This is a genomic window from Erythrobacter sp. NFXS35 (genome assembly GCF_040148725.1).
In the GTDB taxonomy this organism is placed as follows: Bacteria; Pseudomonadota; Alphaproteobacteria; order Sphingomonadales; family Sphingomonadaceae; genus Erythrobacter.
The window spans coordinates 540,603-555,147 of the sequence record NZ_JAGDEB010000001.1; the positions used below are offsets into that span (position 1 = coordinate 540,603).

General features: G+C 63.0%; 11 protein-coding genes. 4 read left to right on the forward strand and 7 right to left on the reverse strand.

Going from position 1 to position 14,545, the window contains the following annotated elements; translation table 11 throughout:
- Positions 1-95: 95 nt before the first annotated feature.
- Positions 96-1,499: a sodium-dependent transporter gene (locus tag J3454_RS02670; RefSeq protein WP_349512207.1), complete on the reverse strand. Its 1,404-nt coding sequence runs from the start codon at positions 1,497-1,499 to the stop codon at positions 96-98.
- Positions 1,500-1,637: 138 nt separating this feature from the next.
- Between J3454_RS02670 and panB the strand changes: the two genes are divergently transcribed.
- Both panB and J3454_RS02680 read left to right on the forward strand, forming a co-directional pair.
- Entirely contained in the window at positions 1,638-2,510 is an 873-nt protein-coding gene (panB, locus tag J3454_RS02675; protein ID WP_349512208.1) for a 3-methyl-2-oxobutanoate hydroxymethyltransferase, read from the forward strand.
- A gap of 32 nt (positions 2,511-2,542) precedes the next feature.
- Entirely contained in the window at positions 2,543-3,616 is a 1,074-nt protein-coding gene (locus J3454_RS02680) for a DUF475 domain-containing protein (RefSeq protein ID WP_349512209.1), read from the forward strand.
- On the opposite strand, the gene J3454_RS02685 is transcribed toward J3454_RS02680, so the two are convergent.
- The 6 genes from J3454_RS02685 to J3454_RS02710 form a co-directional block, all read right to left on the reverse strand.
- Positions 3,588-4,556 (reverse strand): bile acid:sodium symporter family protein, encoded by a 969-nt coding sequence (locus J3454_RS02685; protein ID WP_349512210.1) that lies wholly within the window; start codon positions 4,554-4,556, stop codon positions 3,588-3,590. The genes J3454_RS02680 and J3454_RS02685 overlap by 29 nt on opposite strands.
- A 49-nt stretch (positions 4,557-4,605) precedes the next feature.
- A complete protein-coding gene (locus J3454_RS02690) occupies positions 4,606-6,087 on the reverse strand; it encodes a tetratricopeptide repeat protein (RefSeq protein ID WP_349512211.1) in 1,482 nt (493 codons plus the stop codon).
- Positions 6,071-7,435, reverse strand: coding sequence for a PEP-CTERM-box response regulator transcription factor (gene prsR / locus J3454_RS02695; RefSeq protein ID WP_349512212.1), 1,365 nt, complete (start codon positions 7,433-7,435; stop codon positions 6,071-6,073). The genes J3454_RS02690 and prsR overlap by 17 nt, the downstream gene beginning before the upstream one ends.
- Positions 7,435-9,354, reverse strand: coding sequence for an XrtA/PEP-CTERM system histidine kinase PrsK (prsK, locus tag J3454_RS02700; protein ID WP_349512213.1), 1,920 nt, complete (start codon positions 9,352-9,354; stop codon positions 7,435-7,437). Before prsK ends, prsR begins: the two co-directional genes overlap by 1 nt.
- Before the next feature lie 203 nt (positions 9,355-9,557).
- The gene (locus tag J3454_RS02705; RefSeq protein WP_349512214.1) at positions 9,558-10,943 is read right to left on the reverse strand and encodes a TIGR03013 family XrtA/PEP-CTERM system glycosyltransferase; all 1,386 of its coding nucleotides are present in this window, start codon (positions 10,941-10,943) and stop codon (positions 9,558-9,560) included.
- Between the two features lie 119 nt (positions 10,944-11,062).
- A complete protein-coding gene (locus J3454_RS02710; RefSeq protein ID WP_349512215.1) occupies positions 11,063-12,415 on the reverse strand; it encodes a helix-turn-helix domain-containing protein in 1,353 nt (450 codons plus the stop codon).
- 177 nt (positions 12,416-12,592) lie between these two features.
- Here J3454_RS02710 and J3454_RS02715 point away from each other — a divergent pair, with 177 nt between their 5' ends.
- Together J3454_RS02715 and J3454_RS02720 are read left to right on the forward strand one after the other, a co-directional pair.
- On the forward strand, positions 12,593-14,191 hold the full coding sequence (locus J3454_RS02715) for an isocitrate lyase (RefSeq protein ID WP_349512216.1): 1,599 nt from the start codon (positions 12,593-12,595) through the stop codon (positions 14,189-14,191).
- 98 nt (positions 14,192-14,289) lie between these two features.
- Entirely contained in the window at positions 14,290-14,475 is a 186-nt protein-coding gene (locus J3454_RS02720; RefSeq protein ID WP_349512217.1) for a hypothetical protein, read from the forward strand.
- The last annotated feature ends 70 nt before the right edge of the window (positions 14,476-14,545 follow it).

Below are 14,545 nucleotides of genomic sequence, written 5' to 3' on the forward strand. Positions count from 1 at the left end.
CTCGCTACCGGACTCGGGTTAGTCCGTTTCGTTCCTATTATGTTCCATATCGGGCGTGCGATTGCAACGCCCGGATCGTAGCCACCCGGTTGAAATCAACCCATCAAGCCAAACACCATGATTGCCCCAAGCGCGAGCGGACAGGCAAAGCGCACAAGGAAACGCCAAAACAGGTGCAACCCGCCCGACAGGCCATTCTCGCTATCGACCAATCGCCGGTCTGCGATCCAGCCGATGAAGATCGACGTGAGCAGCGCCCCGATCGGCATCGTCAGTTTGCTGGTCAAGGCATCGAGCGCATCCAGCGTGCCGAGCCCTTCGAAAATCGGAATGAAGCCGAGTGGGTGGAAGCCCGACAGCGCTCCGGTCGAAAGCGCCGACAGCACGCCAAGTACTGCCGCGCCCAGCGTCACCAACCCCGCCGCAGCCCCGCGGCGCAGGCCGAAACGGTCGATCACCCAAGCGGTCGGCACCTCCATCAACGCCACCGAACTGGTCAGAGCGGCAAAGCCGACCATGACGAAGAACGCGAGCCCGATGAGCGAACCGAACGGGATTTCCTGAAACGCGTGCGGCAGGGTCTGGAACATCAGACCGAACCCGCCATTGGGTGCAAGCCCTGCAGCGAACACGATCGGGAAGATGCACAAGCCTGCGATCAGCGCCACCGCTGTATCGGCCCCGGCAATAATCGCCGAAGTCCCAGCCAGATTCACATCGCGCCCGACATAGGCACCATAGGTGACCATGCCAGCCACCCCGAGCGAGAGCGAGAAGAACGCCTGCCCCACCGCCGCCAGCATGATTTCAGGCGTCAGTTTCTCCGGCTCGAAACTGAACAGATAGGCAAAGGTCTGCTCCATCGCTCCGCCGAAAAGCCCGTAGATCGTGATCCCCAGCAGCAGCACGAAAAAGGTCGGCATGAGATAGACCGCCACCTTCTCGATCCCGCCTGAAACCCCGCGCGAAACGAACACCAGCGTGACGGCGAGAAACACAAGGTCGAGCAGGCTGGTGGCGGTGCCATTGCCTATCATCGCCGGGAACAGCGCATCGACTTCTTCATACGAAAGCCCGTCGAACGCCGGGCCCGTCACACCGGTTGCCACCAGATCGGCGACGAACGTGCCGATATAGTAAAGCACCCAACCGCCCAGGACACAGTAGAAGCTGAGCACCAGAAAGGCCGAGAACACGCCGAGCGAGGCGACCATCTCCCACGCCCTCGACGCCCCCGATTCCATCGCAAGCTTGCGATAGCTCTCCGGAGCCGCCGCCTGCCCGTGGCGGCCGATCAGCGTCTCGCACAGCAAGACCGGCAGACCGATCAGTACGATGCACAAGATATAGAACAGCACGAAGGCACCGCCGCCATTGGCACCGGCCTCGGCCGGAAAACGCACGAGATTGCCAAGCCCGACCGCAGAACCGATCGCCGCCAGAATGAATGCCGTGCGCGAAGACCAGCCGTCGCGTGCCGTACCCGAACTCGCTACCATGATCAAAAGCCCTCTCGCCGCATGTCCCGGACACGTCATCGACGTGTCAGCGCAATTGTCACCTCTGTGCAATGTTTCCGGGGCCGCGCCAAGGGGGAGGTTTTGCGTTCTGACCAAGCGGAGGCTAAAGGCGGCGTCATGTCCACGACTTTTCAGCTCGACACCAGCACCAGCCGGGCCACTCCCACCCCGCAGCCGATGCGGCGCCTCACCGTGCCGCGCATCAGGGCGCGCAAGGTGGACGGCGTCACCGCTGAACCGCTGGTGATGCTCACCGCCTACACCGCGCGCCAGGCGCAATTGCTCGATGCCCATTGCGACCTGCTGCTTGTGGGCGATTCGCTCGGCCAGGTGATCTACGGCCTGCCCTCGACCATTCCGGTCACGCTCGACATGATGGCGAACCACGGTGCGGCGGTGGTACGCGGTTCCTATCATTCGGTAGTGGTTGTCGACATGCCATTCGGCAGTTACGAAAGCTCGCCGCAGCAGGCCTTTGAAAGCGCCGCCTATCTGCTGAAGCAGACCGGAGCAGCGGCCGTGAAGCTGGAAGGCGGGGCGGCAATGGCACCGACGGTCGAATTCCTCAACAACCGCGGCATTCCGGTGATGGGCCATGTCGGCCTGACCCCGCAGGCGGTCAACGTGTTGGGTGGTTATGGGGCGCGCGGACGCTCCGATGCCGAGGCGGAGAAGATCGTGTCCGATGCGGTTGCGCTTGAGGAGGCGGGCGCTTTCGCGATCGTGATCGAAGGCGTGGTGGAACCCATCGCCATCACTGCGACCAAGGCGGTGTCCTGCCCCACCATCGGCATTGGCGCTTCGGCGCAGTGCGATGGGCAGGTGCTGGTGACAGATGATATGCTCGGCATGTTCGAACGCGTCCCGCGCTTCGTGAAGCGCTACGAGGACATTGCAGGCGTGATTGACCGCACCGTCGCGCGTTATGCCGAGGAAGTGCGCGCCCGCGCCTTCCCCGGCGAAGAACAGACATACCAGCCTAAAGACTGACTTTCCCCTCCCACGCAAGGCCCTCCACGAACATGCAGACCCTGCTGCGCTTTTACACGTTTTCCTTCGCTTTCACTGCTGTCTGCTTCGCTTTGGCGGGCTATTACGGGTGGGTCAGCACCGGCACAATTTCCGGCTTGCTCTCGATCCTTTGGATCGTGTTCGTGCTATCGATCCTCGAAGTTTCGCTGAGCTTCGACAATGCCGTGGTCAACGCCACGGTGCTGCGCGAGATGGATCCGGTGTGGCAGCAGCGCTTTCTAACCATCGGCATCCTTATCGCGGTGTTCGGGATGCGGATCGTGTTCCCGATTGCGATTGTCTCAATCGCGGCCAGCATCGGCCCGTGGGAGGCAGTACAGCTTTCACTCGGCGATCCGGAGGAATATGAGCGCATCGTTTCCAGCGCGCATATCGGCATTGCCGGCTTCGGCGGCGCGTTCCTGGCGATGGTCGGGCTCAGTTTCTTCTTCGATGCCGACAAGGAAGTGCACTGGATCCGCACTCTGGAGCAGGGGATCAACCGCTTCTCGACCGTTCCGGCAGTCGAGATCGGGCTGGTGCTGGGGTTGGTCTACGGCGTTTCCACCCTGCTGGGGCCGGATGAATCGCTCACCTTCCTCACCGCTGCCGTGCTGGGCCTCGTTACCTATATCGGGGTCAATGCCCTGGGCGCAATCATCGAACAGCGCGAGGCGGCCAAGAAGGCGAGCGGGGCTATTGTTCGGTCGGGCCTTGGCGGGTTCCTGTATCTCGAAGTGCTCGATGCCAGCTTCAGTTTCGACGGCGTGATCGGGGCGTTCGCCCTGTCCAACAACATGATCGTGATCGCCATCGGCCTATCGGTCGGTGCGATGTTCGTGCGTTCGATGACGATCCACCTGGTCAAGGCGGGAACGCTGGCGGAGTATCGCTATCTGGAACATGGCGCGTTCTGGGCGATCATCGTCCTGGGGGTCATCATGCTGGTCTCGGCACGCTATCATATCCCGGAAACCTTCACGGGGTTGATCGGCGCAGTCCTGATCGGCTTGTCGCTGTGGTGGTCAATCCGCCACAACCGCGCCGAACGAATAGCTAATGGCGAGGCTGTGCCAGACGCGTAGCCAGCGGCGCGGCAAGCACCAACTGTGCAAGGTGATACAGCAGCAGCGGCGCGATCACGAATCCGGCGCTCGCTGGCGGGAACAGGATCGCGGCGAGCGGCGCGCCGATGGCCACGCTTTTCTGCGAACCGGCGAACAGAAAGGTGATGCGATCTTCACGCGCAAGGCCCAGCACGCCCCCGGCGCCCCACGCCGCCGCCAGCGCCAGCGCCAGCAGTATCAGCACCAGACCGACCAGAACCACCCAGTCGGCAGGCGTGAACAATCGCGCCAGCCCCTGATCGACCGCTCCTGAAAAGGCGACATATACCGCCAGCCCGATCACAGCCCGGTCAAGCCAGACAATACGCGCTCGCTGCGCTGCGACACGATCGATCACGAAGTCCTGCACTGCCTGCCCGATCAGAAACGGCAGCACCAAGATCAGACCGATACGGATAATCGCTTCCCTGCCGATATCGCCTGCTTCGCCTCCGCCCAGTAGTGCGAACAGCGGTGCGCTGATGAACACGCCTGCGATATTGATGAGCGCCGCACCCACTACTGCCAGCGCGACATTGCCGCCCGCAAGGCTGGTGTAGGACGTCGCCGACTGAATGGTGGATGGCAGACACCCCAGATAGATGAAGCCGATCGCCACCAGCGGCGGCAGCACGCTTGCGGCAATTGCGGCAAAGCCCAGCCCTGCCAGCGCCATGCCGCCGAACACGAACAGCATCAGCGGCCCGAAAAACCGCCAGTTGGCGATCCCGCGCGTGATTTCGCTGCGTCGAATACGCATCCCATTGACCAGGAACAGCACGAAAATCCCGCCATTCGACACGTCCCCGGCAATCTCACGCCCCTCGCCCATCGCCGGCAGCAACAGCGCCAGCGTTGTCGCCAACAACAGCACCGCGATCATCGGGTCGGACACGAAAGGCAGGCGGCGCGGCATCATGGCGCGAGCGCCCTGCCCCGCCTTGCGCCAATTGTCGAGCGGCGCGGCGTCAGCGTCGGGTGAGCGCGGGCGGCCTCAGGTCTGCTGCCAGCGTCGCGAACCGCTCCGCCGCATCGTTCTGGCCTAGGGCGTGGGCAACTTCGCCGCGAGAAACCAACAGCGCCGGATCATGCCCGCCGCCGAGCGCGATGGCGTGATCGAGAAGCAATGCCGCGCGCTCCCATTCCTTCCGCACGGCGAGCGCATCCGCCAGCGCGGCCAGTGCAGCGATATTGTCGGGCTCGCCTGCCACATGACGGGCAAGCAAGGTATCGGCGGCGATATCATCACCCGTGCGGCGATAGGCGTGCGCCGCCTTGCGGGTGAGATGCCAAGGGCGGCGCATGCGGGCGGCCGGGGCATAGGCTTCCAATGCCGCTGCAGCGTCGCCTCCGCCCAATGCCGCGTCACCGACCAGCTGGGCGAAATCCGCCGAAGCGGGAAACCGGATCCGGAAATCCTGTGCCATGTTGCGCGCCCCGGTCCAGTCTCCCGCCGCACTGCGCCTGCGCAGATCGGCGGTTGGCTCAGGCAGACCGGGACGGTCCGCCAAGGCCACTGGCGCGGCGCTCGATGCCGCGAATGCCCGCTCCAGCAGTGGCGCCGCACGGGCGCGGTCGCCCATCTGTTCGTAAGCACGGCCTGCAATCATCGCGAAATAGGCCGAGGCTTCAGGTTGCGCAGCTTCTGCCGCAAAGCGCTCCACCACCTCGGCGTTGCGTCCGCTGAGCAGTAAAGCGCGGGCCAGCAATTGACGCAGCCGCGCATTGGCAGGCTGGCGCGCGAAAAGGACTTCGAGTTGTTGGGCTGCGCTGTCATGATTGCCTTGATCGAGGCTGATCAGCGCATCGAGCAGCACCGCGGCCGGAACACCCCGCGCCGCCATGCCGCTGCGTTCGAGCAGGCTGCGCGCCAGTACCGGCCTGCCGCCGCGCTGGGCCAGCACCGCCTGAAGGTAGAATATGCGCCTGTCATCCGGCGCCCGGTCCGCCAGTTCCCGAACGGCATCCAGCATGTCGCGGTACCGTCCGTAGTCACCGAGCGTTGCAGCATATCCGGCCCATACGTCCGCATTCGTGCGATCCACTGCCAACGCCGCCTCGAACCACGGCAGGGCATCGGCAAACCCATGGGCGTCGCGCACCATCAGCGCCCGCATCAGCAGCGCAGGGGCATGATCGGGGCCGAGTTGCAGCGCCCGATCCGCAGCTTCGATTGCCGTAAGATGCTCGCCGCCGCGGAACCTCAGGCGGGCGATGGCCACCCACAGATCGGCGTTCTCCGGCGCTATTGCCCGCGCTTCGTCCAGCAAGCGCCCGGCCACGGCAAGATCGCCGCCTGCCATCGCTTCGTCCGCTCTGCCAAGCAGGCGAGTCAAAACCGGTTCGCCCGATGCTGGTCCGCTCTGCGGCGCAAGTTCACTCTGTCCGCCCGAACATCCCGTCAGCGCCAGCGCCACGAGCAGCGCGATGGCGCTAGGTCTGAAGGTCATACTGCTTGATGAGGTCATACAGAGTGGGCCGGCTGATTCCGAGCAGCTTGGCGGTGCTGGAGATATTACCCTCGCTGCGAGCGAGCGCGTGGCGGATCACCCGGCGGTCGGCCGCTTCGCGCGCTGACTTGAGGTTGAGCACGTTGGCATCTTCCTCATCGTCGTCGCCGAAGTCCAGATCTTCGGCGCTCACCAGCTTGCCGTCAGCCATGATGACCGCACGCTTTACGCGGTTTTCGAGTTCGCGCACATTGCCCGGCCACACATGCGCGTCGATCACAGAAAGCGCATCGGGTGCAAAGCCGGTGACAGCCGGGTTCATCTCGGCGGCAAAACGCTTGAGAAACACCTTGGCGAGCAGCACTGCATCGCCGTGGCGCTCGGCTAGGCCCGGAATGCGCACCACGATTTCGGCCAGGCGATAGAACAGGTCCTCGCGGAAGGTTCCCGCAGCAATCATGCTTTCGAGATCCTGATGAGTCGCGCACACAATCCGGGTGTTCACCGGGATCGCCTTGCGTCCGCCGACGCGTTCGATTGTGCGTTCCTGCAGAAACCGCAGCAGCTTGACCTGCAACGGCAGCGGAATATCGCCGACCTCGTCAAGGAATAGCGTCCCGCCATTTGCGCTTTCGATCTTGCCTTCGATCGTCTTCACTGCGCCGGTGAAGGCGCCCTTTTCGTGACCGAACAGCTCGCTTTCGAGCAGGTTTTCAGGGATTGCGGCACAATTGATGGCGACGAACGGCCCTTCGACGCGGTCGCTGGCATCATGCAGGCCGCGCGCGAGCAATTCCTTGCCGGTGCCGCTCGCGCCGAGCAGCATTACCGACACGCCGGTTTTGGCGACACGTTCAATGGTGCGGGCAACCTTGACCATCTCGGGAGCGCCGGTGATCAGGCGGCCCAGCACGGTCTTGTCGGCGCTGGCATTGGCGATGAGCCTGCGGTTTTCCTGTTCGATCCGATGAAGGTTGAACGCGCGCCGGACGATCAGGCCCAATGAATCGATGTCGAGCGGCTTCTGGTAGAAGTCGTAAGCCCCGCGAGCGATCGCCTGCAATGTGCTTTCGCGCGCGCCATGGCCGCTGGCGACGATCACCTTTGTATCGGGCTTGAGCGCCATGATCGCATCGAGCACGGCAAAGCCTTCGCTGGTGCCGTCGGGATCGGGCGGCAGACCGAGATCGAGCGTCACCACCGCTGGCGCTTCAGACCGCAGCGCGGCGAGTGCGCTGTCGCGGTCTCCGGCGATAATCACCTCGAAATCGTCGTAAGACCATTTGAGCTGTGCTTGCAGACCGGGATCGTCTTCGATCACCAGCAAGGGGGGTTTTTTGTCGGCCATCAAGCAATCTCTTTCGAAGACGAGTCGTCAAATTCGTGCGCGCCGATCAGGCGCACGGCATCGGCCGTCGGCAGCACGACGCTGAAACGGGTGCCGACGCCTTCGCGCGATTCCACCGCAACCCGTCCGCCCATCGCCTTGACCAGTTCGCGCGCTTCGAAGGCGCCAATGCCGAAGCCCCCCTGCTTGGAGGAGACAAACGGCTTGAACAGACCAGTGCGCACAAATTCGGGGCTCATGCCGCAGCCCGTATCGATCACTTCAAGCGTGCCGTGCAGGCAATCTGCCGTCACATCGAGATATACCGGCATGGCGGCATCGCTGGCATCGATGGCGTTTTGCACCAGATGCATAATGGTCTGCTCCAGCGCTTCGACATTGCCCATCACGCGCACGTTTTCGTCACGGGTCAGTGCGACCGGATGCACGCCGCGGAAACGGTCTGCAATCGCGCGCGCCAACTGACCGAGATCGATCGCGCGCAGATCGTGGTTGGGGCTTGCACCATACCGCCCGAGACGCGCCAGCAAGCCGGAAAGCTTGTCCGCCGAATTGCGCAAGGTCACCAGCATGTCAGCCCGGAAGGCCGGGTTGTCGGCGTGCTTCTGGGCGTTGGCGGCCAATAGTGACAGCTGGCTGGTGAGATTCTTGATGTCGTGCATGACGAAGGCCATGCGCCGGTTGAAATCGTCGAACCGGGATGCGTCCATCAACGCCTGCTGGCCGGCCTGCTCGGACAGATAGCTTGCCAGCTGCTGGCCCACCACCTTGAGCAGATCGAAATCCTCCCAGTCGAGCCGCCGCTCGATTCGCGGACGGGCCAGCACGACCACACCCACAAGCCGATCGAAATGGATCAGCGGAACCAGCGCCCAGACATCCTCGGCTTCGATCAGCCAGTCAGGAATCAGCGCCAGCTCACCATGGTGATCGATACCGCTGCGGGCCTCGTCCATCGCAATCACGAATTGGTTCTGTTCGAACAGCCCGGACAGCTTATGCTCAGCGGCGACGGCAGGCACAGCGATCGTCGGCCAGTTGAAGCGCGCCACGAGTTCCAGTTGCGCCTCATCATTGGGCATCAGCAACATGCCTGCCGGGCTTTCGGTGATATCGGCAAGCGCCTTGACCGCGCGTTCTTCGAGACTGGCGCTGCCCTTGCCGCCCAGGCCGATCGTGCGCGTAAACCGGAGCCATTCCTCGCGGTAGTCATACCGATGCTGAAACAGGTGCTTCGTGGCCATCACCCGCAGCCAACCGCGCAGGCGCGGAGAAGGAAGCGCCATGATCGCACCGCCCGCGGCCAACACGAGGAAGACCACTTGGCTTGTGCGTGCAAAGTCACCGCCGATCAGCGGCAGAGCCTTGGCCACCAGCAGCATCACGGCAAGATAGGTCCCGATCAGCAGCAGGGAGAGCGTGCGAAAGGTAACGGTCCGCGAAGGGCTGAACTGGACCCGAGGGCCAGCGGGGTTCGCGCCGAGCGCAAACAGCATGGCCATCATTCCGGCGAACAGTCCGCGCAGATCCCGCAGCAATGCCGGGTATTCACCGCTGAGATAGGCAATCGTGGCAAGGTTCAGATCATAGGCGAAAATCCCAGACAGGGCGATAACCGACCAGCGCAGCAGGTAACGCGATGCCGCCGCTGCACCGGCATAGAGGTTGTGCAGCAACATCAGCGCACCTATTGCCACCAGCAGGTCGATTATCATCCGCACCTCGAAAGCGACCTGCGCAACCGCTGGAAAAGCCGAAGCCCGCATTCCCAGGCCCAAAACCAGCGGCTCGCACAGTTGCACCAGCACCAGAGAGACAATCACCGGCCGGATGGGTTTGAGGCTCGCAGCCCGGCCATCTGCGCTGAACATCGCGAAGATCGCCCCGATCAGAGCAAGGTTGCGAGCCATTGTAGCCATGGCGCTGGATGCACTATCCGGGCCGACAGCCGCACTCAGAACGCACCCCGCCCCCACGAATGCGCTGGCAATGGCAAGGGGTTGGCGATCTGGCCGCGCCGGATCGCCGCGACGCCACAGCCACATGATCGCACCGAAACACAACACGGCACCCGCCATCGACGCAATCAAGGCGACAAGGGCCAATTGCTGAGCCATCCCGATCACCGTGCACCTTCCGGCCACAGGATAACGCGCACCGTCTGCAGCAGGATCACAAGATCGAGAAACGGGGTGTAATTCTTGGCGTAGTAAAGATCATATTCGAGCTTGCGGCGGCTATCCTCGACCGAGGCACCATAAGGAAAATTGATCTGGGCCCAGCCGGTAATGCCTGGCTTGACCATATGACGCTCGCCGTAGAACGGGATCACCTCCTCCAGGCTATCAACGAAGGACGGCACTTCGGGGCGCGGGCCGACAAAGCTCATGTGCCCTTTCAGCACGCTCCATGTCTGCGGAAGCTCATCGATGCGGATCCTGCGGATGAAGCGGCCCATCCGGGTGATCCGCGGGTCATTCTCCTCGGCCCATTTGGCCCCGTCCTTTTCGGCATCGGTGCGCATCGAACGCAGCTTCACCAGCGTGAACGGCTCGCCATAAAGCCCCACCCGTTGTTGGCGGAAGAACGCCGGCCCCTTGCTGTCCAGCCTCACCAGAACCGCGAACAGCGCGATGATCGGCAAGGTCAGGGACAGCAGCACCGTGCTGGCGACGACATCGAAAATGCGCTTCACCGCGCTGGAAAACATCCGCCCGCTGGAAAATCCGTCCGAGAAGATCAGCCAGCTGGGATTGATCGTGTCGAGATCGACCCGGCCGGTCTCGCGTTCGATGAAGCTGGAAAAGTCGTTGACGTGCACGCCCTTGGTCTTGATGCGCAATAAATCCTTCAGCGGCAGTGCGTTGCGGCGTTCCTGCAGGGCCAGCACGACCTCACTGACGCCAAGATTTTCGACGAACCGCCCGAGATCGTGCACCGCCGCGCGCGGGATCGCCTCTTCGACAATGCGTTGGTCATCGCTCATCGCAATATAGGACACAACGACAAAGCCGGTTTCGGGCTTGTCTCCCAGTTCGCGCAGTCGCTGCGCCCGGTCGCCCGCACCCAGCACCATCACCCGCCGCCTAAACGCCGATGAACCGAGAAAACTGGTCAGCAAAAGGCGATCCGCCACCAGCACCAAAATCGTCAGACCCATGGTGTAGAGCAGCGTTGAGCGCCAGAAAAAGTTGCTCGGAAAAACGAAGTCGATTACCGCCAGAGCGATGATGCCGAGGCTGATCGCCACCAGCAGACGCGCGCCTGCAAATCGCAAGCTGCGCAAGGCATTGGGGCCGTAAACACCGACCGCGATCATCGCCAGCCAGATGACCAGCGCGGTGCCGATCAGCGACATCCAGCGGTATGAAAAATGATCGATGTCCATGCCGATCTGGCTGGAGCGTAGCTGCCACGCAAGCTCGCTCGCCAGCACCAGCAAGCCCAGATCGAGCAGCCCGAGCAGTAGCACGGCGTGCGGGATATAGTGCTTGAACAGGCGGATCATTGCGGGGCATGCCTTTGGTCGCTTGACCCCGACGTCTAGTTCATAGACCTTAAGTGTCGGTAAACTTTACACCGCTCCGCAACCCTGCTTTTCTGCGGTTCGCGAAGGTTAATGCAACCTCAGGAGCGGCGGCGTCCCGGAGGCAGGGCGCTTGCCATTCGGGCCGGCGCCGGGGTCAGACATTCCGCCCGTCCGCAGCGCAGGCAGGGCGTGCCCAACGGCACCGCATCGGACGGATCGAGCGAGACCCCGCGCGCATAGGCAAGCTCTCCGGCAAAGCGCGCCTCGATCCCCAGCACCACCGCCGCGCGGGCCGCACACATCACGCCGTCGCCATCGACCGTGCGGGTGATGGTGAACCAATGCCGCGGGCTTGCCTCACCTTCGCTGAAGGTGACCGCCTGAGTCAGCACGCTGCCGGGCCGTTCGAACGCGGCATAGGGTATCCACGCTGGCCAGCGTGCGCCGTCGAGCGGATGGAGCACGCCGCTACCCCCGGCAGTAAAGTGCGTCATCCGTCCGGCGCGGTCGATGGTGGCGGTGAAGAACGGAAGCCCACGTTCGCCGATTCGCCCCAGCGTGGTCAGCCGCTGCGCGGCCTGATCGAAACTGACCGCAAACCGACGCTGCAACACCGCCAGATCATATCCGGTCTGCTCGCAAGCGCGCAGGAAGCGGCGATAGGGCAGCAGCAACGCACCGGCGAGGTAATCTGTGATGTGTTCACGAAACAGGTTCTTCGCATCGGACGAATTCAGACCAGCCCCGGCAACCAGCGTCTCGATCATCTCGCGCATTTCCAGCGCGCCGACCTGCCGGGCGATCTGGAAACGTCGCGCCGCGCCGGGCAGCATCTCGGAAAGCTGCAACTGTCGGGCGTGCAGATCGAGCCGATGCACCTGCGCCGGCATCACCTCAGCCGGTAAAACGCGCACCGTCATGCGGTGCTTTTCGCGCAGCCGCTCGCCCAGAGCCGCGCTGATTTCGCCGCGCGACAGGCGCAATTCATCTGCCAGATCCTCGGCTGCATGATCGAGATCGGCGAAGTGATTTTGCCAGCGTTCGATCGCGCGGCGCGCGGCTGCGGCGGCGTTCTCGCCTTCGGCCTTTTCGGAACCGCCGGTGTCATACAGCCGGGCGAAAGCAGCCGCAATCTGCGGCGCGGCGGCAAGGAATTCCTGCACCTCCTCGCGATCGATGGCGAGATCGGCGAAGCGCCGGTCGCTCATGCGGCGCACCAACCCGTCAAGACCGCCGATCGCCTCGTCTTCGCGCAAGGAACGCGGATCGAAGTCGAACCGCTCGATCACCTGTACCAACACGCGGGCCGAAAGCGGGCGCTGGTTGCGCTCGATCAGGTTGAGATAGGACGGCGAAATGCCCAGCGCAGCGGCCATTGCGGCCTGGGTCAGTCCTTCACGCTTGCGCAAGCGGCGTAGCGCGGGTCCGGCGAGGAGATTCGTGTCTGCCATACGCTCTTGTAAATAACTTTACCGATTTACACAAGTTTGCGGCCAAATGTCGGGATGCCGACACGATTTCTTGTAATTTTTCCTGTCATGCTGCGCCGCAACACGCCAAAGCCCGCCTATCCGAAGGCGTGCGCATTTATGCAGCGCGCCGCTCCCCAGGACGGACAGGAGAAGAATATGACTTACCAGAACACCATCACCCGGATGCGCGAAATCGTGACCGCGAACGGCCCGAGCTGGGCTGCCATTGACCCCGAGAGCGCCGCTCGCATGGTCATCCAGAACCGTTTCGCCACCGGGCTCGACATTGCCAAGTATACTGCCAAGATCATGCGCGCCGATATGGATGCCTATGATGCGGACCCGGCACAGTACACCCAGTCGCTCGGCTGCTGGCATGGCTTCATCGCGCAGCAGAAGATGATCGCGATCAAGAAGCATTTCGGGACCACCAAGCAGCGTTACCTCTATCTTTCGGGCTGGATGGTCGCCGCGCTCCGCAGCGAATTCGGCCCACTTCCCGATCAGTCGATGCACGAGAAGACCTCGGTGCCTGCGCTGATCGATGAACTTTACACGTTTCTCAAGCAAGCCGACGCCCGCGAACTTGGCGGCATGTTCCGCGCCCTCGACAAGGCCCGTGAAGCAGGGGACGCGGTTGAAGCCCGCCGCCTCGAAAACGCGATCGACAGCTACGAAACCCACGTCGTGCCGATCATCGCCGATATCGACGCTGGGTTCGGCAATGCCGAAGCGACTTACCTGCTCGCCAAGAAGATGATCGAAGCAGGCGCCTGCGCGCTGCAGATCGAGAACCAGGTCTCGGACGAAAAGCAGTGCGGTCACCAGGACGGCAAGGTAACTGTGCCGCACGAGGATTTCCTCCAGAAGATCCGCGCCTGCCGCATGGCGTTCCTTGAAATGGGCGTGGAAGACGGCGTCATCGTCGCCCGCACCGACTCCCTCGGCGCCGGCCTGACCAAGCAGATCGCTTTCTCCAAGGAGCCGGGCGATCTGGGCGATCAATACAACGCCTTCCTCGATGCCGATGAAGTCGATCCTGCCAACGTCACCAACGGTCAGGTCTTCATCAGCCGCGACGGCAAGCTGCTTGCCCCCAAGCGTCTGCCTTCGAACCTCTACCAGTTCCGCCCCGGTACCGGCGTGGACCGCGTGGTGCTCGACTGCATCACTTCGCTCCAGAACGGCGCCGACCTGCTGTGGATCGAGACCGAGAAGCCGCATGTCGAACAGATCGCCAGCATGGTCGATCGCATCCGCGAAGTCGTGCCCAACGCGAAGCTCGTCTACAACAACTCGCCCAGCTTCAACTGGACGCTGAGCTTCCGCCAGCAGATCTTCGACGCCTGGGCCGAAGCCGGCAAGGATGTGTCCGCCTATGAGCGTGACCGCCTGATGAGCGTCGATTACGACGGCACCCCGCTCGCGGATGAAGCTGACGAGAAGATCCGCACCTTCCAGCGCGACGGCGCAGCGCGGGCCGGCATCTTCCACCACCTCATCACCCTGCCAACGTACCACACTGCGGCGCTCAGCACCGACAACCTCGCCCGCGAGTACTTCGGCGAGCAGGCGATGCTCGGCTACGTCAAGAACGTCCAGCGCGAGGAGATCCGTCAGGGCATCGCCTGCGTGAAGCATCAGAACATGGCAGGCAGCGACATCGGCGACGATCACAAGGAGTACTTCGCCGGTGAAGCGGCCCTGAAGGCTGGCGGCGCGCACAACACGATGAACCAGTTCGAAGCGGCATAAGCTCTGGGAGAGAGCGCCGGAGGGCCGCAATTTTGTGGCCTTCCGGTTGCCCGTAAAGCCGCCTAAGGACTGCGGGTATTCACCCGAGGAGAGTGACAATGAGTGATACCGACGCCCCCAAGACCGAACCTGCCCGCGCCCGCGCGCTGCTTTCGACCGCTGACATGAAGCTGCTGCGCCGCGCGCTGGAAAGCCATGCCCGCAACACCGAAGACCGCGAGGAACTGGCCAAGATCAACGCCCTGCATCATCGCCTGGGCACCTACGTTCCTTCTTCGGAATAAACCGTTTCACAATTCTCCTGGGGAGGAGAACCGGCCGTCGGAATGCGCCTCAACAGGCGCGCTCCGGCGG

Bases quoted from the DNA above. Each gene is read 5' to 3' on its own strand.
- J3454_RS02670 (WP_349512207.1), bottom strand. From the start codon at position 1,499: ATGGTAGCGAGTTCGGGTACGGCACGCGACGGCTGGTCTTCGCGCACG.
- panB (WP_349512208.1), top strand. From the start codon at position 1,638: ATGTCCACGACTTTTCAGCTCGACACCAGCACCAGCCGGGCCACTCCC.
- J3454_RS02680 (WP_349512209.1), top strand. From the start codon at position 2,543: ATGCAGACCCTGCTGCGCTTTTACACGTTTTCCTTCGCTTTCACTGCT.
- J3454_RS02685 (WP_349512210.1), bottom strand. From the start codon at position 4,556: ATGATGCCGCGCCGCCTGCCTTTCGTGTCCGACCCGATGATCGCGGTG.
- J3454_RS02690 (WP_349512211.1), bottom strand. From the start codon at position 6,087: ATGACCTTCAGACCTAGCGCCATCGCGCTGCTCGTGGCGCTGGCGCTG.
- prsR (WP_349512212.1), bottom strand. From the start codon at position 7,435: ATGGCCGACAAAAAACCCCCCTTGCTGGTGATCGAAGACGATCCCGGT.
- prsK (WP_349512213.1), bottom strand. From the start codon at position 9,354: ATGGCTACAATGGCTCGCAACCTTGCTCTGATCGGGGCGATCTTCGCG.
- J3454_RS02705 (WP_349512214.1), bottom strand. From the start codon at position 10,943: ATGATCCGCCTGTTCAAGCACTATATCCCGCACGCCGTGCTACTGCTC.
- J3454_RS02710 (WP_349512215.1), bottom strand. From the start codon at position 12,415: ATGGCAGACACGAATCTCCTCGCCGGACCCGCGCTACGCCGCTTGCGC.
- J3454_RS02715 (WP_349512216.1), top strand. From the start codon at position 12,593: ATGACTTACCAGAACACCATCACCCGGATGCGCGAAATCGTGACCGCG.
- J3454_RS02720 (WP_349512217.1), top strand. From the start codon at position 14,290: ATGAGTGATACCGACGCCCCCAAGACCGAACCTGCCCGCGCCCGCGCG.